This is a genomic window from Ruegeria sp. YTSB088 (assembly GCF_059609825.1).
This window is the reverse complement of sequence record NZ_JBXWMM010000022.1, coordinates 14,365-35,230: the sequence shown is the minus strand read 5'-3', so window position 1 is coordinate 35,230 and position 20,866 is coordinate 14,365. Positions and strand designations below refer to the sequence as shown.

Annotated in this window: 16 protein-coding genes and 3 pseudogenes; 11 read left to right on the top strand and 8 right to left on the bottom strand. The window is 53.2% G+C overall.

What is annotated here, in order from left to right; all coding sequences use genetic code 11:
* From AC2FFA_RS21895 to AC2FFA_RS21885, 3 genes are all read right to left on the bottom strand, one after another.
* On the bottom strand, window positions 1-324 hold a 324-nt coding region (locus tag AC2FFA_RS21895), incomplete at its 3' end, for a VOC family protein (protein WP_496853238.1).
* Window positions 325-1,338, bottom strand: a complete 1,014-nt coding sequence (locus AC2FFA_RS21890) for a zinc-binding alcohol dehydrogenase family protein (RefSeq protein ID WP_496853237.1) — start codon at window positions 1,336-1,338, stop codon at window positions 325-327. It abuts the gene before it with no gap.
* Window positions 1,339-1,364: 26 nt separating this feature from the next.
* Entirely contained in the window at window positions 1,365-1,655 is a 291-nt protein-coding gene (locus AC2FFA_RS21885) for a putative quinol monooxygenase (RefSeq protein ID WP_496853236.1), read from the bottom strand.
* A 103-nt stretch (window positions 1,656-1,758) separates the two neighbouring features.
* Here AC2FFA_RS21885 and AC2FFA_RS21880 point away from each other — a divergent pair, with 103 nt between their 5' ends.
* Window positions 1,759-2,646 carry a LysR family transcriptional regulator gene (locus AC2FFA_RS21880; RefSeq protein ID WP_496853235.1) on the top strand — a complete coding sequence of 296 codons (888 nt, stop codon included), beginning with the start codon at window positions 1,759-1,761 and terminating at the stop codon, window positions 2,644-2,646.
* 442 nt (window positions 2,647-3,088) lie between these two features.
* Here the strand turns inward: AC2FFA_RS21880 and AC2FFA_RS21875 are convergent.
* Window positions 3,089-3,284, bottom strand: a pseudogene (locus tag AC2FFA_RS21875) (transposase); the annotation flags it as partial.
* Window positions 3,285-3,402: 118 nt separating this feature from the next.
* On the opposite strand from AC2FFA_RS21875, the gene AC2FFA_RS21870 reads away from it, so the two are divergent.
* Window positions 3,403-5,106: an alkaline phosphatase family protein gene (locus AC2FFA_RS21870; protein ID WP_496853234.1), complete on the top strand. Its 1,704-nt coding sequence runs from the start codon at window positions 3,403-3,405 to the stop codon at window positions 5,104-5,106.
* Between the two features lie 147 nt (window positions 5,107-5,253).
* On the opposite strand, the gene AC2FFA_RS21865 is transcribed toward AC2FFA_RS21870, so the two are convergent.
* Window positions 5,254-5,670, bottom strand: a complete 417-nt coding sequence (locus AC2FFA_RS21865) for a c-type cytochrome (RefSeq protein ID WP_496853233.1) — start codon at window positions 5,668-5,670, stop codon at window positions 5,254-5,256.
* A gap of 418 nt (window positions 5,671-6,088) precedes the next feature.
* Entirely contained in the window at window positions 6,089-6,493 is a 405-nt protein-coding gene (locus AC2FFA_RS21860) for a c-type cytochrome (RefSeq protein WP_496853232.1), read from the bottom strand.
* 253 nt (window positions 6,494-6,746) lie between these two features.
* On the opposite strand from AC2FFA_RS21860, the gene AC2FFA_RS21855 reads away from it, so the two are divergent.
* The 4 genes from AC2FFA_RS21855 (at window position 6,747) to AC2FFA_RS21840 (ending at window position 10,490) form a co-directional block, all read left to right on the top strand.
* Window positions 6,747-7,295, top strand: a complete 549-nt coding sequence (locus AC2FFA_RS21855; RefSeq protein ID WP_496853231.1) for a DUF6512 family protein — start codon at window positions 6,747-6,749, stop codon at window positions 7,293-7,295.
* 104 nt (window positions 7,296-7,399) lie between these two features.
* Entirely contained in the window at window positions 7,400-8,440 is a 1,041-nt protein-coding gene (locus tag AC2FFA_RS21850) for a PLP-dependent cysteine synthase family protein (protein WP_496853230.1), read from the top strand.
* Between the two features lie 20 nt (window positions 8,441-8,460).
* Window positions 8,461-8,940 carry a hypothetical protein gene (locus tag AC2FFA_RS21845; RefSeq protein ID WP_496853229.1) on the top strand — a complete coding sequence of 160 codons (480 nt, stop codon included), beginning with the start codon at window positions 8,461-8,463 and terminating at the stop codon, window positions 8,938-8,940.
* Between the two features lie 602 nt (window positions 8,941-9,542).
* On the top strand, window positions 9,543-10,490 hold the full coding sequence (locus tag AC2FFA_RS21840; RefSeq protein WP_496853228.1) for an ornithine cyclodeaminase family protein: 948 nt from the start codon (window positions 9,543-9,545) through the stop codon (window positions 10,488-10,490).
* Between the two features lie 230 nt (window positions 10,491-10,720).
* On the opposite strand, the pseudogene AC2FFA_RS21835 reads toward AC2FFA_RS21840, so the two are convergent.
* Window positions 10,721-13,066, bottom strand: a pseudogene (locus tag AC2FFA_RS21835) (arylsulfatase).
* Window positions 13,067-13,887: 821 nt separating this feature from the next.
* On the opposite strand from AC2FFA_RS21835, the pseudogene AC2FFA_RS21830 reads away from it, so the two are divergent.
* Window positions 13,888-14,115, top strand: a pseudogene (locus AC2FFA_RS21830) (TetR/AcrR family transcriptional regulator C-terminal domain-containing protein); the annotation flags it as partial.
* Window positions 14,116-14,289: 174 nt separating this feature from the next.
* On the opposite strand, the gene AC2FFA_RS21825 reads toward AC2FFA_RS21830, so the two are convergent.
* Window positions 14,290-15,303: an AraC family transcriptional regulator gene (locus AC2FFA_RS21825; RefSeq protein ID WP_496853227.1), complete on the bottom strand. Its 1,014-nt coding sequence runs from the start codon at window positions 15,301-15,303 to the stop codon at window positions 14,290-14,292.
* A gap of 113 nt (window positions 15,304-15,416) precedes the next feature.
* On the opposite strand from AC2FFA_RS21825, the gene AC2FFA_RS21820 reads away from it, so the two are divergent.
* The 4 genes from AC2FFA_RS21820 to AC2FFA_RS21805 are packed head-to-tail and all read left to right on the top strand — an operon-like array spanning window position 15,417 to window position 20,746.
* Window positions 15,417-17,180, top strand: a complete 1,764-nt coding sequence (locus tag AC2FFA_RS21820; RefSeq protein WP_496853226.1) for an acyl-CoA dehydrogenase family protein — start codon at window positions 15,417-15,419, stop codon at window positions 17,178-17,180.
* 21 nt (window positions 17,181-17,201) lie between these two features.
* On the top strand, window positions 17,202-18,011 hold the full coding sequence (gene dmdD, locus AC2FFA_RS21815; protein ID WP_496853225.1) for a methylthioacryloyl-CoA hydratase: 810 nt from the start codon (window positions 17,202-17,204) through the stop codon (window positions 18,009-18,011).
* 16 nt (window positions 18,012-18,027) lie between these two features.
* Window positions 18,028-19,641, top strand: a complete 1,614-nt coding sequence (locus AC2FFA_RS21810) for an AMP-binding protein (protein ID WP_496853224.1) — start codon at window positions 18,028-18,030, stop codon at window positions 19,639-19,641.
* Window position 19,642: 1 nt separating this feature from the next.
* On the top strand, window positions 19,643-20,746 hold the full coding sequence (locus AC2FFA_RS21805) for a dimethylsulfoniopropionate demethylase (protein ID WP_496853223.1): 1,104 nt from the start codon (window positions 19,643-19,645) through the stop codon (window positions 20,744-20,746).
* Window positions 20,747-20,866: the final 120 nt, after the last annotated feature.

The following is a 20,866-nucleotide window of genomic DNA, read 5'->3' as shown; positions in this document are numbered from 1 at the left end:
GATTTGGATCATGCGGGGCCCTGGGACTTCGGTTTTGCGATACTGGATCTGACGTGATGCCAGTTTTTCTTCAAATGCGCTCAGCCCCGTGGCTGAGAGCGCAAAATGTTCGAGTTTGAGCTTCACTTCGGAGCCGACGTTAGGTGTTCCTTCTTGACCCACTAGGTGGAGCACGGCGTCATCACCCGCATACAACCATGCTCCAGGAAACGGAAAATCAGGACGAGCCCCGAGTCTCAAACCCAAGACCTCTTCATACCAAGTAACCATGTCAGACAACTTAGTTGTCACGATATTCACATGATCTAGTCGCTCAATTCTCATCTAAAAACCCTCAAGCACGAGCTTTCCTTTGGCCTTGCCACTTTCGAGGATAGCATGCGCTTTCATTAAGTTTGCAGCATTGATTGTACCAAGTGTATCGGTTGCTGTGGATCTGATCTTTCCATCGTCTATCAACCCGGCAACCTGATTCAGTATTTCGCTTTGACGATTCATATCTCCAGTCCCAAACAGCGACCGAGTGTACATGAACTCCCAATGCAAAGAGATCGATTTGGGTTTGAATGGCGCGATGTCAAAGGTCTCAGGATCATCGATCAACCCAAAGCGACCTTGAGGTGTCATCACCTCTCCGGCTTGAGACGCATAAAGCTGGGAATGGTTCGTTGAATAGATGAAATCCACACTTTCGATACCGAGAGCCCCGAGTTGTGTGCCAAAAGGTTCCGCATGGTTTATGACATAGTGTGCGCCAAGCTCTTGAACCCAGTCTTGTGTCTCGGGGCGGGACGCCGTCGCTATCACTGTCAATTCAGTGAGAGCCCGGGCCAATTGAATGGTGATTGACCCGACACCGCCTGCGCCACCTATAACCAGCAACGTATTTGTCCCGCCGGGAATGGCATCTTGGACTCGCAAGCGGTCGAACAGCATCTCATAAGCAGTGAGCGTCGTAAGCGGCATCGCCGCAGCCGCTGATGCAGGTATGGATTTAGGAGCAGCCCCCACGATGCGCTCATCCACAAGATGGTATTCGGCATTGGTTCCAGGCCGATTGATCGCCCCGGCATACCAAACGGTGTCTCCCGGTTTGAAAGTCTCGACCTCTTCGCCAACGGCTTCGACGATCCCTACGGCGTCCCACCCTAGAATGTCAGGTGCGGGACCCTCAGGAGCACGTCGTTGCCGAATTTTTGTGTCGACCGGGTTCACCGAAACGGCTTGCACTTCGACAAGCAAATCATGACCTGACGGGGTGGGTTTGTCTGCTTCGAATTCGATCAATGCATCCGCCTGATCAATTGGCCCGGCCGTACGAAATCCAACAGCTTTCATGGCGTGCTCCTCGTTCTGGTTCAAAATCAACCGATGAAGGTCATCTCATTCAATGTGAATTCGGCGACCGCTCCGTCTGTCGCCGCCATGTATGCAGCCAGATGTGGGGCCCCCATATGAGTTTGCCAAAGCTCTCGGCTTTCCCAATTTTCATAAAACACGAAATGAGCCGGGTTATCGTTGTCTTGGTGCAGGTCGTAGTTGATGCAACCTTTTTCAGACCGGGTGATGTCGATGAGCTTGGTGAGCTCTGCTTTGACAAGGTCGATCTTGCCGGGGTTGGCTTTGATGTTGGCGACAATGGTCAGCTTGGCCATCAGGTCGTTCCTTTGCTGTTTTGATTGACGTTGTAGATTTACGCCGTCGACGAAACGGGATAAACAGACATTCATCGGAAATATAATCCGGAAATACCGGCTAATGCTACTCGACAACCTCCGCCTCTTCCTGACCATCGCCGAGAAAGGCAGCCTTGTCGCGGCGGCCCGAGAGACAGGTCTATCGAGCACAACTGTCTCCGAACGGCTCGCTGCGCTGGAATCACACTACGGTGTGGTGTTGTTCAACCGAACGACACGCTCAATCAGTTTGACCGAAGAGGGTCGGGTCCTGATCGATGGCGCCAAGAGCGTTCTGAGTGAAGTCACCGACCTCGACACCCGCATTCGCCTCGGCGCCGAAACCCTTTCTGGCCTGATCCGCGTCAGTGCGCCTATTGATTTAGGTCGTGGTGTTGTCTCTGACATGATCGCTGAATTCACCGAAGAGAACCCGGCTATGTCAATAGAACTGTCGCTATCCGATGGCTATGTCGATCTCGTGGGTCAGGGTTTTGACTTGGCTGTTCGGTTTGGGGACATCACCGACAGCTCACTCCGAATACGCAACCTTGGAAGCTACCAGCGTTTCGTCTGCGCAGCACCCAGCTATCTGGCGGCATATGGAGCACCAGAACTGCCCGAAGACCTCGCAAATCATAACTGCCTAGTTATGCGTTTCGGTGGTTCGCTCGACAATGTTTGGGAGTTTGGCGCAGGCCGAGAACGCCAGCTTGTTCCAGTCAAGGGAAACCGAATTGTAAATGATGGCTCGCTTATCCGCAGTTGGGCTCTGGCAGGCCATGGCATTGTGTTGAAGTCGGAACTGGATGTTGGCGATGATGTCAGAGCCGGAAAGCTTGTGGCACTGTTAGGCGACTTCCTCCCACCACCCAAGCCGCTACAAATGATGTTTCCACCCGGCCGAGCCCAACCTCGCCGAGTGGCAGAGTTCGCGCAGTATCTACGCCGGAAAATGGGTGCGGTCTGACCCAAACGGGTACAAGCAGCTGCGAACTGTTCCAAGAGGGCAATTCTTCAGCGCTCAGTTTCAAGATCACTCAACGACCCACAACCTTTTTGGAAGTCGCGCTAGACCCAGACCATTCGATCCTCAAACCACATTTTACCACCTGAGATCATAACGATTCCAAGGCAGATGAACCCGATATCGAACTTCCACAATATCTGTAGGGACGCGCATAGCGCTGCATCCCTATCATTAATTTTATTCAGAAAGTCTGGGTGTCTTCGCCCATAATATTGCACAGCATTTGCGCATTAGTTTGCACGGTTCACTATACGCGCTCAATTGTCGATAGCCGTACAGTGGCTCGATCAACTTGAACGCACCGAAACTCAATCAAAAGTGCATTCTGATTGGAGCAATTCACCCCAAAATCGAACAACGCAACTCAATTGCGAGGTTAATCGCTCGACCATTTGCCGAACTCTTCGGGAAGGTTTCGCCAAGGGGCACCAGTCCGGGCGATCCAGAAAATTCCATCGAGAACACGGCGGTGGTTCGTGGGTTTTGCGCCCGTTCAGGGCGCGGACAGCCATGATAACACGCTTCAAGAACGTCCATTCCTTGTCCGACATCAGGTCTCGTGGCAAGCTGGTCTCCATTGCAGATACCAGCTTGAATAATACTTAAACCTCGGCGTGAATTCCTTTTGTCAACACGACCTAGCCCGCAATTGCGGTCGCGGCTAACCTGATGCACGATGCAGCGAAAGGACACACTATGACCAAATCATTAAGAACTTGTTTGTCTTTGTGGTTGGTTGCAGTCGCTCCTGCGTATGCGCAAGAACCTCCTCGTCTCGTTTTGCAGCTGACCGTTGACGCGTTTCGGGGCGATCTACCGGCACGCTACTTTGAGAATCTTGGGGAGGGTGGCCTTAAGTATTTACTAGAAAACGGTGTACACTATCTGGACGCCCATCACTGCCATGCCAATACAGAGACGGTTGTCGGACACGCTACATTGGCGACCGGGGCAACACCGGCAGTGCACGGGATGATCGGAAACATCTGGTTCGACAGTACCTTGGACCGCGTTGTCTACAACGTTGAAGACAGCACCGCTCCGCTTCTTGGAGATGGTGCTGGCGTCAATGACGATATTGAAATTGACCCAACACAGGCGGCAGCTGGCACAGATGGGCGGTCACCACGCGCTATGCTTGTTACGACGCTTTCGGACGAACTAAGCGCTTCCACTGCTGGTGCGGCCAAGGTCTTTGGAGTTTCAATCAAAGACCGTGGGGCTATTACAATGGCGGGACAAAGCGGCAAAGCCTTCTGGTTCTCAAAAGCCGCAAATCGTTTTGTCACAAGCTCCTATTATTACGACAAATACCCGGATTGGGTTTCCGCTTGGAATGACGCATCGCCGAGCGCCTCCTTTGAAGGAACCTCTTGGGAATTGATGCACCCAAAGGAAGCCTATCTCTTTGGCGACCGCGACAACCAACCATGGGAGACGGATGTCGCCGGGTTCGGCATAACCTTTCCTCATCGCTATTCTTCGACGCAAAATGGGTTTGACCCGCTAGAAAACCCCTACTTTACGACCTTTTTAACGCTTAGTCCCGCTGGCGACGATCTGACGGCGCAATTTGCCAAACGATTGATTGATGCCGAGGATATCGGGCAAGACGCGGTAACGGATTATCTGGCGATTAGCTTCTCGTCCGTGGACTACGTCAACCATGTGTTTGGCCCCTCCAGTCTTGAAGCCGAGGACACGATATACCGCCTCGATCAGACTCTCATGAATCTCTTCGCGTTTATCGACGACCGGATTGGGCTGGAAAACGTTTTGATCGTTCTATCGGCGGACCACGGCACCACTGATGCACCGGGCTATTTGGAGAGTGTTGGCATCCGAACTGGCCTTGTTGCTCCAGACACCTGGGACCCGACGGAACAGATAGCCAAGCTTAAGGAGCGGTTTCGGATCACCGGGAAATTGCTTGAGGGTTATAATCACCCCTATCTCAATATCGCCCCCGAAGTATTGGCTCGCAGTGATATCGATTTACCCACGCTGGAGTCAGCTATTGCAGAAGAGCTTCTATCCTTTCCCGATGTGGCATTCGCCGTCCCCGGTACGGCTATCGAAGCAAACACCCTGCCCGATACCGGCATCATGCGCCTGATCCGCAACAACTATCATCCCACCCGATCCGGGAACATATACGTAGTCTTCAAACCCGGTTGGTTCATCGCAGACTTTGATGGTCTGTCCGTCACATCCACCCACGGGTCACCGTGGCGCGGTGACACACATGTGCCGATTATCTTTGCTGGACCGAACTTAAAACCACAACGGGTCGCACGCCGGGTTTGCACGACTGCTCTCGCATCCACACTTTCTGCCTTATTGAGCACGGCACGTCCTAATGGTGCGAGTGGTGAGGTACTACAAGAAGTCTTGGATTAGACCGCTGTAAAGCGCGAGACCTGATATCGAAGCGCGCTGGGCTAGACGGCATCTTCCACACGTTATCCGCATATTCGCAGCTTCCTGGCAACTACGGCACCCGCCCAACGCAGCACTCTTTAGCGTACTCAGCTGCGGAGCAGATCTTCACGGAACATAACGTTCTGGCTTCGGAGACTGAATACTCTCCAAATACTCAGCAATTTCGATAAGTCTGGAAGGAATACGCGTAACCAAACCGTTGCCCGTATCGAATTCGACAGCAGGGCCGTCATTCAATTCGGTGATTATCGGCATGTCATCGCGAGGTTCTTGTACTTTCAAGTAACCGTCCAAGATCGACATGACCTCCAACATGGGCCACACGCCCCCCCTTCGGTCGGAAACCTTTGTTAAATCAGCAGGCTCTGTTTTCAAAGCAGCTGCGTCAGGTCCTTTTCCGGATGCATCGATTCCGTGACATCGGGCGCAATGCTCAACAAAGAGGTCTTTGCCAAGGTCCGAAAAATCGTCGGCCGCAGATACCGTTGCAGCCAAAGAAATGACTATGCTCGCAACGATCATGAAGTGCCGCATAAGCCGGAGGTCCTTTGTTATACGAGAGTTTACTACAACAGAAATGGACCGACATCTTCCCCCGGTCAACATCGGTCCTTTACCAAATAACATTCGCTATCCTGTGGCCCAAAACCGATTGATGGGGACAGGCAGCAGCGAGCTCAGAACAGCATCACCATTTAACATTCGAAATTTAGCATGTAATCACGTTCGTCTCTTTGACATAAATCATATGTCAACTCGCATTTAGCCAGAACTGAGCTCGACTTGCCAATTCGGCCAAAAGATCTTGAGTGTCTGCTGACGCCTAGCTGACAACGGCGCTTCACAATGCTAGGCCTGCAATAGTCACCGGGTCAAAAAAGGTGCAAGTCCAGAACACCGGCAAACGGTCAATTGCTGACCTAGCGCCAAGAACACTAATCTACTGTTGGATGCTTTCTAAGAAAAACAATAACCCTGCTAACTCGCGCGGAGTGGGCGTCAAGACACCCTCGATTTCAACCGGAACCAGGTCTTCCGCCATTTCCCCGCCAAACTCCGGCATAACCCGAGCAAGATGGCTGTTTTCTGGGTCGCCATAGATGTAGCTTAGTGCCCGTGCTTGAGGGAAAGTGCCTCCGTTCTCCACGCTCAATGTTGTCAAATCTGTTGGCGCAACGGAAAGACCGCTGCTTGCCGGGCCACCGCCTCTACCATCCACACCATGACAAGAAGTACAGTTTTCCGAGAAAAAGGCCGCCCCATCAGCGCGAGTGGGCATGACGTCGGCGTCAGGATACAGATCTGTACACGACACTGTGGCCAGAGCAATAAATCCAGCCGACAAAATAACCCACCTTTTAGCGTGCATGCTCTACCCCGGTTTTTAATCCAGCCTACGGTCTATTATAGCACATGGCAATGACAGCAACTGCGGTTAAAAATCAGGAAGGGTCAACTTTACAAACTCTTACAAGGACATGGACATTGCCGCTCACCATGGGCGGTGAAAGCTATTTCTAGACCTTCTATGTCTGTGGGCATTTCACTTTTGAGAATCTAAACAAAGTATACGACAATCTGGATTGGGAGATCCAAACATGCTGGAAACCTCGTCCCGAATAGTTTGGCTCGAAGCGATAGGGGCGATCCTAATGATCCTACTCGGGTCCGGGCTGCACTTTGCATTTGTTTTGCTAGGAAGTTGGACGCCGGTGGCGCTTGTGGCAGCTGTCAACGAGTCAATTTGGGAACACTTAAAGCTGGCTTTTTGGCCAGGATTGTTTTGGGCCTGCCTAATGCCGCTTCCACCCCGACTTACAAGAAGGGACGTATTTAGTGCTAAAGGAGTTAGCCTCGCAATTACTGCTATTTTGATTGTAATAGTATTCACAGCATACACAGCGATATTTGAGCGCAACTTTCTGTTGATTGATATTGGAATATTTGTTGCAGCAATTTGCATCGGCCAGATCGTGTCAATTCTGTTGCTTGCTTACGAAGATCGAATGCGTGCACTCATTCATGTATTCGGCCTGGTTCTCCTTGGGGTTCAAGCTGTCGCCTATAGTACCCTAACATTTTTCCCTCTTAATCATTGGCTGTTCATTGAAGAACATTCTGGCACGATAGGTATTCCTACCCGTTAGATGGACAGTCGGTCCTATTGGTGACGCATGCATGCATCCCCATGAATCAAAAAAACGATTTTCCCAAGCTTGACGGGCCTTGAACAGGGCGTTTGAGTATAGGTATGGACCGTTGGATTTCGGATTCGATTGCCAAGATCAATGCAGATGCTCACCGCTCTGCCGATACGCACCTTTTCAAGCTTCCCGTCCGGGGGCTGAATGGCGTAGACATCTATCTCAAGGATGAAAGTACACATCCCACTGGCAGCCTCAAGCACAGGCTGGCACGTTCGCTTTTCCTTTATGCGCTTGTAAACGGGAAAATAAGGGAAGGGACACGTGTAATCGAAGCCTCGTCTGGCAGCACTGCCGTTTCAGAAGCTTACTTCGCCCGTATGATCGGAGTGCCTTTTACCGCGGTTCTCCCAAAATCTACCGCCAAGAGCAAAATCGACCTAATCCGGTTCCAAGGTGGGGAAATCCACTTCGTCGATGCGGCGCCGGACATGCACCAGGCCTCGGTTGAACTGGCAGCTGAAGTCGGTGGCTACTTCATGGATCAGTTTACGTACGCCGAGCGGGCGACGGATTGGAGAGGCAACAACAACATTGCAGAAAGCCTTTTTCGTCAGATGGAACGAGAGCCACATCCAATTCCATCGGTAATTGTGATGAGCGCGGGCACTGGCGGAACTTCAGCAACGTTGGGGCGGTACATTCGCTACAAAGGCTTTAACAGTGAATTGATTGTTGTGGACCCCGAAAACTCAGTGTTTTTTGATAGCTTTCGAACTGGAGACAGGACCCTGACCCGCCCCTGTTCAAGTCGTATTGAAGGTATCGGACGTCCCCGGGTAGAGAAGTCATTTTTGGCAGATGTAATCGACCGTATGATCCAAGTGCCGGATGCGGCAAGCATTGCGACTATGCTCTGGCTTGAAGATCGGATCAGGCGGCGGGCGGGCCCATCAACAGGCACAAACCTTTGGGGGGCTTTGCAAATTGCGCAAGAGATGGAGGCTGCCGGACGATCTGGCTCCATTGTCACTATTCTGTGTGACGACGGAAACCGTTATCTCGACACCTACTACGATCCGGAATGGGTGATGGAAAACTTCGGCGAAACCGCTTCTTACGAAGCTAATTTGGCGGCATACCACTGAATTCAAACGAAGAGGACGGCATGAAAAGGGTGAAATTTGTGTTTGCAGCGCTTCTGGCATCAATGGTCGCCGTGGTGGTTTGCCCCACAACAGTTTTGGCCGCCTCCAAGGAAGCACAACGGATCATCGAAAGCGCGGCTGCTGATTGCAAAAACTTCGAGAATGGAGAATTTGATCAGGGTGACGCTGTGACCGAGATCGAGCTGCGCTCACAGTTTGGCGCGGTTAAGGCTGAACTCGTAGATGAAAGCCAGTATTCCTGCTCTTCTGCTGCCTCTATGTACTGCGGAACAGGGGGTTGCATGCTCAATCTTATCGTCGACGATGAGACCATGTCATGGCAGGCAACGGGTTGGCGTCTTATTGACTGGGGGCCTGACCGTATACTGCTTATTGGACGAGACGGTGGTTGGTGCGGAGGCGCAGGAGCCGAGGTTTGTTACGAGGCTCTGGTTTGGAGTAATGGGAAGATTCTAACCGTAGGTTCGTCGCCAGAGTAAGACCGCGCAGCGCTAGCGGTTGTTTTACGCGTTTGGCCTAATGGGCCAGAACTTTTGGATCGAGCTTTATCTGTTCGACGACGATTTCCTAAAATTTCGACTTATTACCGAAACAAAAAACTTTTCCGCGAGGGCGATGGCAGACATGAAGATGATAAAGCACCTGTCATAACGGGTCGCGACCCGGAACCGCTCTTTCAGCCGTCCAAATAAGTTCTCAATCTTGTGACGGATTCGATAAATCTTGGCCAAATATGGTGCAAAATCTTTGCGGTTCTGTTCCGTTTCTCTGGATTCGCAAGACCCGCTAGTGAATAACCGCTTCGAGCCGCAAGCAGCCAGTGATGCTCACCTCAGAGAACGGCAGCACCGAACTCTAAGCCGACCTTCAAAGAGATATTGTAAACTTCGAATTGCGAGCAAATCAGGCGTTCAGCTAGGTTCACGTTTTCAGAAAAATGAAGTCGCATTTCTTTTCTGGGCATTGGATCAGGCGATTGAAAGTTAAAGCCTAAATACTTTTGTGAGGGTAATCCGATAGGAAGAACTGCCGAAAACAATGTATTCAGTGAGAAAGCCAAATTGCTTAAGTGAGGGACGCCGTGACTTCTGAGAACGCCCTAATCTACCTGTCTGACGACGATCTCGGGGGGTTAGGCATCCAACCTTCCGAAGTTGCCGATGCCATCGAGGCTGCCCTAATAGCCAAGGCAGATGGAAAGCTTCACACTTCTCCCAAGACAGTCATCTTGCCCGCCGACGGGCGCTATGCAATGTCAACTTTGGCAATGGGAGATGATGGATTCATCGTGACCAAGCAGGTTACAGTGTGTCCGGAAAATCCGGCGAGGGGTCTTCCTGCGATAAACGGTGCCATCATGGTTATGGATGCGCAAACAGGACAACTTCGCGCGGTCTTGGGGGCGAATTGGATTACGGCAGTCAGAACTGCGGCGCTGTCAGTGGTAGCAGCGCGTCGGCTTGCTGACCCTCATGCCGAGACGGTGGCATTTGTAGGCGCGGGTGTGCAGGCACACTCCCACCTAGTCGCGTTTTCAGAACTATTTCCCCTGAAACGAATTCGCGTGTTCGGGCGTGGTAAAGAGAATGCCGACAAGCTTTGTCGTTTTGCTCGCGGCATGGGTCTCGAAGCCGAAACATGCGCCAATGCCAAGGAGGCTTTGAGTGATGCCGAACTGATAGTGACATCGATAACGTTGAACTACTCTATTGAACCCTTCTTGGATGCCCGATGGCTGAAGCCGACTGCCTTCGCCACCATAACTGATGCGTGCATCCCGTGGGTGCCGGCGCATATGACTGCTTTCAAAACGGTAATTGTCGACGACCGTTTGCAGGAATTGGAAAGCGACAAGCCGATGTTGCCATACGAGCAAATTGCCGGCGACTTGACGGAATTGGTCACTGGCAAAGTCGACGTCCGAGCACGCAATAAACCGGCGGCTTTTGCTTTCAGAGGGATATCATTGGGGGATTATGCTGCTTCGGTCCTCGCAGTTCGCCGGTTCACCGAAAAACCCGTGAAGTGAGGCCAAAGTCATGAACACCCACTTTTTTAGATCCCGGAATGGTCGCTTTGGGCCCAGATTTGCCGTTCTCTGCCATCAGTTCAATTAGTTGGTCGCAGCCCAAGACGGACATACGAATTGGCACCGCAATGTTAAACTGGACGGGTAATTTGTTATCGAGATATTTGATTGCAGATTTCAGTTGATAGGAGTGCGCTACTTGCGCACCCCATTTCTTTGCATGGTGCCGTTTATTGCCGCTTCAGCATCCGTTTCGCAGCGGCTTCCAGACTTTCATAGCTGTCGCCAGACACCGATACGGCCACTTTCTGGATTGTTCCGCCTTCGAATTCTCCCGGTGTGCTGTACAGTTGGCTGACAGCGTCACCGCTATCGTATCCGATGCACAACCCATCCCCGGACAGCGTAAATTTGCCAGATTGCGCGCGCATGTCACCCGAAGCCACCTCCTGATCATCGATGTAGAGGTTCATCGATCCCAAGACCTCACCGTTGTCACCGGTGCCAGTCGCGTCAAACTCCATTCCCAGCGTGTAGGTGCCGGGTTCCAGCTCTGCGTTGGATTCAAAGGTCTGCTCGGGTTCAATTCCTAGGAAGTTGTAGGTGTAGTACAACTTCTTTTCCTTCACGACCAATGCATGGCCGCCAAAGCGTGAGCCGTGGGCAAAAATCACGCCGCTCGCGTCTGCATCTTCGATCTCGACATTCGCGAGGATCTTGTAGTCCCGCCCACGTATGTTGACGGCTACGCCTTCTGGCACACAGGTCGTGTTCGGATAATAGACATAGGTGTCACGTGGGGGTTCGGCCGTTGGACGCTCGATTCCAAGGATCTCCACTGCGCTTCGGTCGTCGAGAGGCAATACATTGTTCTTGGCGGCCTCATCAAACCAGACCTGGATCAGCTCTTGCAACTTTTCCGGCTCCTGTTCGGCGAGGTTGTTTGCTTCGGAACGGTCTACGTCGACGTGATAAAGTTCCCAAACATCTTTATCGAAGTTGCTTGTCCCGGTCAGCGGCGCATGAACGGCGACGGCCTTCCAACCATCTTTCCAGATGCCGCGCGTACCAAGCATCGTGTAGTATTGCACCTCTTTTTGGGTGGGATCGTCCGGTTCCGCGTCAAACGTGTATGCCATCGACACGCCGGATAGAGGGTATTGTTCGACGCCATTGTTTGTCGTGGGCATCTCCAGCCCGGTGATTTCCAGAATAGTTGGAACGATATCAACCGAATGGTGATACTGGTGACGGATTTCTCCCCCATCGCTGATGCCGTTTGGCCAGGACATGACCAGCGGATCATTGGTTCCGCCGGCATAATTCGAATAGCGCTTGAACATCTTGAACGGAGCTGAGAAGGCAGCGGCCCAGCCTGTTGGATAGTGGTTATAGGTGTCTGGGCTGCCCAGCGTGTCGAGGTATTTCATATTCTCAGACAACTCGTCCGGAAAGCCGTTGAAAAATTTGTTCTCGTTAACAGATCCATTTGGAGACCCTTCACCAGAGGCTCCGTTGTCGGCGGCGTAGATGATCAGGGTGTTTTCATACTGTCCTGTTTCTTTCAGGTAATCGACAATTCGCCCAACCTGACTGTCGGTATATTCCGAGAATCCTGCGTAAACTTCGGCCATGCGAACGAAAAGTTTTTTTTCGTCGTCATTGAGAGTGTCCCACGGGCGAATGGTGTCATCCGGATTGGCGATCTCCTCGGGCAGGAAATTCAACTCCGTATTGACTGTGCCCTCAGGTACAATTCCCCTTTCGATCATGGCTTTGGTAATCTCTTCACGATAAACGTCATAACCTTCGTCAAAGACGCCTTTATATTTATCGGACCATTCCGTTGATGCGTGATGGGGCGCATGATTGGCGCCAGGGTTGAACCACATGTACCAAGGCTTTGATGGGTTCGTCGCTTTCTGGTCGCGCAGCATCGAAATAGCCTGGTCGGCCAAATCCTTGGACAAGTGGTAGCCGTCTTCTGGGCCATAGGGTTGTTCTATGAAACGGTTATCTTCGACAAGGTCAGGATACCATTGGTTGGTTTCTCCGCCCAGGAATCCATAGAATCGGTCGAAGCCCTAGTTCAACGGCCATTCTGTGCGGCTTGCACCCGAAGCGACGTCCTGCTCGGGGACGTTGTGATTCTTGCCAATCCAGAATGTGCTATAACCATTGGCCTGCAATACTTCAGCTATTGTGGTCACTTGCGGAGGCAACCGTCCGCTGGCCCCCGGAAACCCGTCCGCAGTTTCCGTGATCGCAGCCATCCCGTTGAGATGATGGTTGCGGCCGGTCAACAGGGTCGAACGCTTTGGTGAACACAGTGCAGTGGTATGCCATTGAGTAAACGTCAGTCCCTGTTCGGCAAGATCATCCATCGTCGGCATGTTGATTTTTCCACCGTAAGGGGACCAAGCACCCAAACCTGTGTCGTCATAAAGGACAAACAGGATATTGGGAGAACCTTCTGGTGCAGCCTTTGGCGTGAACGGCGTCCAGTCTGACTGAGAGTCTCTGACATCCAACTCGATCTTCCCGTTGAAGCCTGGATAGCCGAGAGGCTCTTTCATAACCGGGGCATCCTGTGCCAACACTGCAATCGGACTTAGGGCAATTATCATCCCCAAAGTGGTTGTGCTTCTAACCATCAATCAAACCTCCCAAAGAAATCAAAAGAAGAACAACAATAGCTACGAGTTCTTCGCGCTCATCCTATCAGTGCGAAGTTTTCGATCAATTGTTGAGAATCGCGTGGCGCCTTTGGGAGGCCGCAGGCCGAACTTTGCAAAGTCCGCTTTCTGCGCATCGCAGACCTTCGCAAGAATCCAAGCAAAAAGGGCCGCATGGAACCCAAGTTTCCTTAGGGAGGCCCTTTGCGGGGTTGAGTAATGCAAAGGGTCAAAACCGCAACGACTAAGCCAAAAACTGATTGAATTCGTGGCTTATGCAGACAAACGCGCAACGCAAATCTATGGGCGAACTACGCAAACTTTTGGGGCGTGCGAAGTGTTATGCGCAAACCTACACCTGATGTAGGCGCGCGGATATCGCTGCGTCCCCAACACTGATTACATTCAGAAAATTACGGAGTCTGCGCCCATAACCTTGCGCGAGATTTGCGCATAAGTTTGCATTTTTTGCCCATAAGTTTGCGCGGCGCGTAGAATTCGTTCAATTAATAGTAGTCCTCGCATAACTCAATCGACTTTCGACGCTCATCCACAATCAAGAGTGCACTCTGGCCGGAAAAATTCAACCCTAGCCAGTGGGAAACAGTTCTAAGGCAATTGTGAGAGACTAGTTGGCCAAGACAACGTCGAGCGCCTTGTCTGAGCCGATCTTATTTTCCTAGCTAGTACCGCATACTCATTATCGAGCCTCCGAATTCTTCAGTGAAACCGCAACACATGACTACCCAATCACGAGGCTGATCAGCGAAGCCATGGACGCAGGCATGATCCGCAAGGCGGATCCTGCCTTCGCAACCAATCAGCTTCTAGCGCTCGTGAAAAACTCCTTCTTCTGGCCGGAGTTTTTCCTCGGAGAGAACCGGACGCCTAAAGAAGTACTGGACGATTGTGTCACGATGTTTCTAAAGCACTACAAAGCAGAAGTATAATGCATCACAGAAAAGAACAGCTATGTGTCGTAACACGAACCTTGAATGCTCGCTGTAGCATGTCTGCTTTGGGCTGCGAGTTGGAGACACAGCTACGCAGAATGCAAAATATCGTTTTGCGGCGCCTCTCGCAGATAGCCTTGTTCAGAACGCTGTTTACCACGAAGCTCAAACTCACATCCGGTATGATCCAGGCGTCCGGTTGGTCCACTTTCGGAAGGCCCTATGAAAGTTCGCCGGGGCCGAGAAGCCAGTGTCAAACGCGATTTGATCTATACTGTCCGAGCTTTGCTGAAGTGCACGGATCGCGATATCGCGGCGTAGAGCATCTTTGATGTCCTGAAAAGATGTTCCTTCGTCTTTCAATCGTCTATTCAGGGTCCGAGGCGTCATTTTTAGAGCCCTGGCCGCATCCGGAAGCTGACAAGTCTGCCATGTCGCTCCGTAAAGAAATGCTCGGACACGAAGGCTATTTGTATGGGCGCGCGAGCCAGTAAAGATCCAATCCAGCGGCGCGCGCTCAAGAAACACGGATGCCTCGGCAGGACTTCGACTTATCAAGCGGGTGAACTGGCGCGGGTCAAAGCGAATGCTGGTTTGTGGGGCATCAAACTCAACGGGACACGGGAAGACAACCGAGTAATCTGCTGCAAATTCCGGACGGCCAAAGGCAAAACAAACCGTTTGCACCGGTGTTTCTGACCCGCTGAGCCAAGATAACAACCCATGCGCCAGCTTCAGGATCAGCATATGGCCGAAACGCTGCGCCTGAGTGCCACTTAAGTAAGGCACCAAAGCCAACTCCACCTCATCTGGCTTGTTCCGCAAGTCAAAATAGAAGTCATCCAGAAGCAGATTCCAAAACGTCGAGAACCGATAGAGAGCCGAGGTCAGGCTGCTTGCTCCGCGTTGAACCGTCACAAGATGCTGTAAGGCGCGAGGCCGGATCGGACGGCTCCATAGGCCCATCATTTCGTCCCCTGTCTCAGGAGCGGCAAGCTGATAGAGCTGGGCGATCTCATTGAGCGTGACACGTTGAGTTGGGGCCATGGGACTGGCTTGAAGGCCAGAGCGTTCCAGCAATGAAGCCATCTCGTCCGGGGTGCAACGAGACCTAAGAGCACCCAGCCAATCCTGAATAAATGCCGCTGATACTGTCGTCAGAGAGATTGGGTCGTGGTTCGTCATAGAGGTCTCAGTTTGGCGTAATCGGATAGTATTTTGGCAAAAGATGAGCTTAACGGCAATCCAATCGGCAGATAAATGACGCAAAACCATAGTTTCCATCAGGGATGCCCGATATGTCCTATCAGCCGCCTGTTCAAGATTTGATGTTTTGTGTCGAACACCTGTCGCATTGGGAGCAGGTCTCTTCGTTGGCGATGTATTCGGACTACGACCTTGCGGATATTGGTGCTGTGCTGGAAGGCTATGCCAGGTTCTGCGGTGAGCAGATCGCACCTTTGTACCATATCGGCGACACGCTAGGGGCTCGGTTTGATAACGGGCGCGTGACCATGCCTGAGGGTGACGCGCACGCCTATGAACAGTTCGTCGAGATGGGTTGGCAGGCCCTGACCCACCCAGTGGAATACGGCGGCATGGGATTGCCGCGAACTGTAGGCGCTGCGGCAGTAGAGATGCTGAATGCCGCGGACATGAGCTTTGGCCTTTGCCCGTTGCTGACCGACGGAGCGATTGAGGCGCTACTGCTGACTGGCTCGGACGAACAAAAAACCACATATCTTGAACCACTGATCGCGGGGCGCTGGTCCGGCACGATGAACCTGACAGAACCACAAGCGGGAAGCGATCTTGGCCGCGTAGCAACCAAAGCGGTGCAACGCGCGGATGGCAGCTATGGCATCTCGGGAACGAAGATATTCATCACATATGGTGCTCATGATCTGACCCAGAACATCATCCATTTGGTATTGGCCCGTACACCCGACGCACCTGCCGGGCCCAAGGGGTTGAGCCTGTTCATCGTGCCGCAGAAGCTTGTGGAAGCGGATGGGACAGTAGGAGCCGAAAACACGGTCAACTGCGTGAGCATCGAACACAAGCTGGGTGTTCGCGCCAGTCCGACAGCGGTTCTGGAATACAAAGACGCCACAGGGTTCCTGATCGGCGATGAAAATCGCGGGTTGGAATACATGTTCATCATGATGAACGCAGCGCGGTTTTCGGTCGGAGTACAGGGCATTGCGACTTCTGAGAGAGCCTACCAACGCGCTCTGGCCTATGCACGTGAGCGAGTGCAAAGCCGCCCGTTGACTGGTCAGGCCAAAGACGCCGTCGCCATCATCGAACACCCGGATGTGCGCCGTATGCTCATGCGGATGCGAAGCCTGACTGAAGGCGGGCGGGCCATGGCGGCTGCAACAGCAGGGTTACTGGACATCGCACATCATCAAGATAGTCCGGATATGACTGCTCTGTCCGAATTTATGGTTCCGCTGGTTAAGGGGTTCTGTTCAGAACGTGCGGTCGAGGTTGCGTCGTTAGGTGTGCAGATTCACGGCGGCATGGGCTTTATCGAAGAAACCGGTGCCGCGCAGCACTACCGTGACGCCCGCATTCTGCCGATTTACGAAGGCACCACAGCTATTCAGGCCAACGACCTTCTTGGGCGCAAGGTGATGCGCGACGGTGGTGAAACCGCCCGCAACTTCGCAGCACGGATAAAGGCAACGGAAGTGGAACTGGCTGAGGGTGATGCAACCGCGCAAGCTATCAGCACAAACTTAGCGCGGGCGCGCGGCGCGTTTGAATCCGCGTTGGATTGGTTGTTGGAGAACAGCCGAAAGAACATCGATGCTGCGTTTGCGGGCTCTGTCCCGTTCTTGATGTTGTCAGGCACGCTCGCGGCAGGATGGAAGCTGGCGAAGGGTGCACTGGCTGCGCAAAGCGCTCTGGACGCCGGGCAGGATGCGCGATTCATGACTCAGAAAATTGCTACTGCACTCTTCTTTGCCCAGCACATCTTGCCCGAGTGCATTACAGAACACACCCGCATCATGAATGGCTCGCGCAGCCTGCTTGATGCGGCTTTTCCCGAATAACTCCTCGAAAGGACCTGACCCATGAATGATGTCGTGAACCCCGATACTTACGAAAGCCTCTCGATTTCGGAGCGTGAGAACGGCCTGTACGTCGTAACTTTGAACCGCCCTTCAAAGCGCAACGCGCTGGATGTGGTCACAATCGAGGAACTAATCCGCTTTTTTAGCGGTGCGCGAATGGCTGGCGTCAGAGCCGTTGTTCTCGCTGGTGAAGGCAACCATTTCTGCGCGGGACTTGATCTCGTCGAGCATTGGAAAGCCGACCGTAGCCCCGATGACTTCATGCATGTCTGCCTGCGCTGGCATGAGGCGTTCAACAAGATGGAATACGGCGGTGTGCCAATTATTGCTGCGCTCAACGGTGCCGTTGTCGGCGGTGGACTGGAACTGGCTAGCGCAGCGCATATCCGGGTGATCGACCCGGGAACCTATTTCGCTCTACCCGAAGGTCAGCGCGGAATTTTCACTGGTGGCGGAGCCACCATCCGGGTGTCAGATATGATCGGTAAGTACCGCATGATCGACATGATCCTGACGGGCCGCGTCTATCAGGGGCAAGAGGCCGTCGATCTGGGATTGGCACAATACATCACCGAAGATGGCGGCAGCATGGCAAAGGCGATGGAACTGGCAGAACAGATCGCGCAGAACCTGCCGCTGACCAACTTTGCCATCTGCTCTGCGATCAGCCATTTGAACAACATGTCCGGCATGGACGCAGCCTATGCAGAGGCTGTGGTGGGCGGAGTGGTCAATACCCAACCTGCGGCTCGTGCGCGCCTAGAAGCCTTTGCAAACAAAACTGCCGCCCGTGTGCGGCCCAACAGCTAAGTCAGGCGGAACCGGGATGCGTCACCATTTCGAAGCCCTTCAGAAGACGCGGGCAAACCATGTTCCCTTGTCGCCGATATCCTTCCTGCGCCGCGCCGAAAACCTGCACGGCGCGCGAACGGCGGTGATCTATGGTGACACTCAAAGAACATGGGCCGAAACTGCAACCCGCATTCGCGCTGTGGCCGGTGGGCTGGTGGAACTTGGCGTGCAGAAAGGCGATACCGTCTCGGTGTTGAGCCCTAACATTCCAGAACTCTTCGAGTTGCACTTTGCGCTGCCGCTGACGGGCGGGGTCCTCAATACGCTGAACACGCGGCTGGAACCGGAAACCATCGCCTACATTCTGGATCACGCGGACACGAAGCTGGTGATCGTGGATCAGGAGCTTGTACCACTTCTGTCTCATGCCTTTGATCTGCTTGGTCGTACCTTGCCAGTGGTCGAGATCGTCGATCCCGTTGCCCCAGGCGAGAACCTTGGTGGTCAGAGTTACGACGCGCTGACCAAAGCCGCGCCGTTGTCGGTGGAACCGCTCGATGACGAATGGGATGCCATTGCGTTGAACTACACGTCTGGTACGTCCGGTCGCCCGAAAGGCGTTGTCTATCACCATCGCGGGGCCTATCTGATGGCGCTCGGCACAGGGACGGCTTGGCAGATGCCGCCTTTCCCGGTCTATCTGTCAGTGGTGCCGATGTTCCACTGCAACGGCTGGGGGCACCCGTGGTTGATGGCCATGCTTGGCGCAACTGTCGTCTTTACCCGTAATCCAACCGCAGACCGTATTCTAGGCGCGATCCGCGCCCACGGCGTAACTCATTTCGGTGCGGCACCCATCGTGTTGCAAATGCTGGCCGAAGCCGAGAGTGACGCGGCCCCCTTCGATCCCGCGATACGCGTTTTGACGGCAGGTGCCCCGCCACCGCCTTCGGTGCTGGAAAAAACCCGCTCTATGGGGCTCGATGTCATGCAGGTCTACGGCCTGACAGAGACCTACGGCCATATCTCACAGTGTCTTTGGCAGGATGACTGGGACCAATTCAGCCCAGCGGAGCAAGCTGAATTGCAAGCGCAGCAAGGCATCGCCTTTCCGATGGTCGAAGAGGTCACGGTGATCGACCGTAGCAGCGACACACCCGTAACACGCGATGGTGTTACACAGGGCGAAATCGCCATTCGGGGCAACACGGTGATGGCGGGGTATTACAAGGACGCCGAAGCCACGTCGAAAGCTTTTGAGGACGGTTGGTTCTGGTCCGGCGACGGCGCTGTCTTACATGAAAACGGCTACATCCAGATACGTGACCGCCTAAAAGACGTAATCATTTCCGGTGGAGAAAACATCTCTTCGGTCGAGGTCGAGGCAGTACTCTACCGCCATGAGGCCGTACAGGCCGCTGCCGTGGTTGCGATGCTGCACGAAAGATGGGGCGAAGTCCCCTGCGCCTTTGTCGAATTGCGCGAAGGTGCCGAGACAACATCTGACGAGATCATAGCCTTCTGCCGCGAGCATCTGGCCGGGTTCAAGGCCCCCAAGGCCGTCGTCTTCGAAACTCTTCCCAAAACCTCCACAGGTAAGATTCAGAAGTTCCAGCTTCGGGATCGCGCCAAAGTAATGGATCTTTGAAATGCGCCTGCTGTCCCAATCCCGCCGCCTGCGCCAGACCCCTTTTTCCGAGGGCGTCGAAGACAAAGGTGTTACCGCCTACACCGTCTACAACCGGATGCTGCTGCCGACGGTTTTCGAGAGCGTCGAGGCCGACTACCGGCATCTCAAATCTCATGTTCAGGTCTGGGATGTGTCTTGTGAACGTCAGATCGAACTGAATGGCCCGGATGCCGGTCGCCTGATGCGGCGGTTGACCCCCCGCAATCTGGAGAAAATGCAGGACGACCAGTGCTATTACGTACCAATCGTCGAGGAAAACGGCGGCATGCTGAATGACCCCGTGGCGATCAAACATAGTGAAGATCGCTGGTGGATCTCAATCGCCGACAGCGACCTGCTTTTGTGGATTAAGGGTTTGGCCGTTGGTGCAGGTATGGATGTGCGGGTGTTCGAACCTGACGTCTCGCCACTGGCCGTTCAAGGACCAAAGTCGGATGATCTGATGGCGCGGGTTTTTGGGGACGAGGTTCGGGATATCCGCTTCTTCCGTTACAAACGGCTGGCGTTTCAGGACACGTCCTTTGTGGTCGCGCGCACTGGTTACTCGAAGCAGGGCGGCTATGAGATCTATGTAGAAAATGGTTCCTACGGTATGCCTTTGTGGAACGCCCTTTTCGAAGCCGGGACTGATTTGAATGTTCGCCCGGGATGTCCAAACTTGATCGAAAGGATCGAAGGCGGGCTGTTGAGCTATGGCAACGATATGACCATGGAAAACTCACCACTGGAATGCGGTTTGGGTAAATTCTGCAAGCCGGGTGAAGACAGTAACCACATAGGTATGAACGCACTTGCGCGCGAAGCGGAAACTGGCCCGGCCCGACAAATCCGTGCGATTTCCATTCCCGGTGACCCCGTGCCCCCTGCTCGTTCAGCTTGGACTTTGCTCAAAGATGGAAAGCGCGTTGGTCAAGTCACGTCCGCTGCCTGGTCGCCGGATTTTGAAACCAATGTTGCCATTGGCATGGTTGATTCAGGTCACTGCGACGCTGGTTCTGTTCTGTTAGTCAGAACCCCAAATGGCGACCGAAGGGCCGAAGTTCAGAAGGGATTCTGGACATAACCGCGGCAAGGGCGGCGCTAGAGCGCTTGGATCTGCTATCCTTGAATGACAAGGGTGGATTCGAAGACAAAAACAGAGACCGAAAGTTTGAGCACATCCAGTTTAGGATCCCTAGGGTCA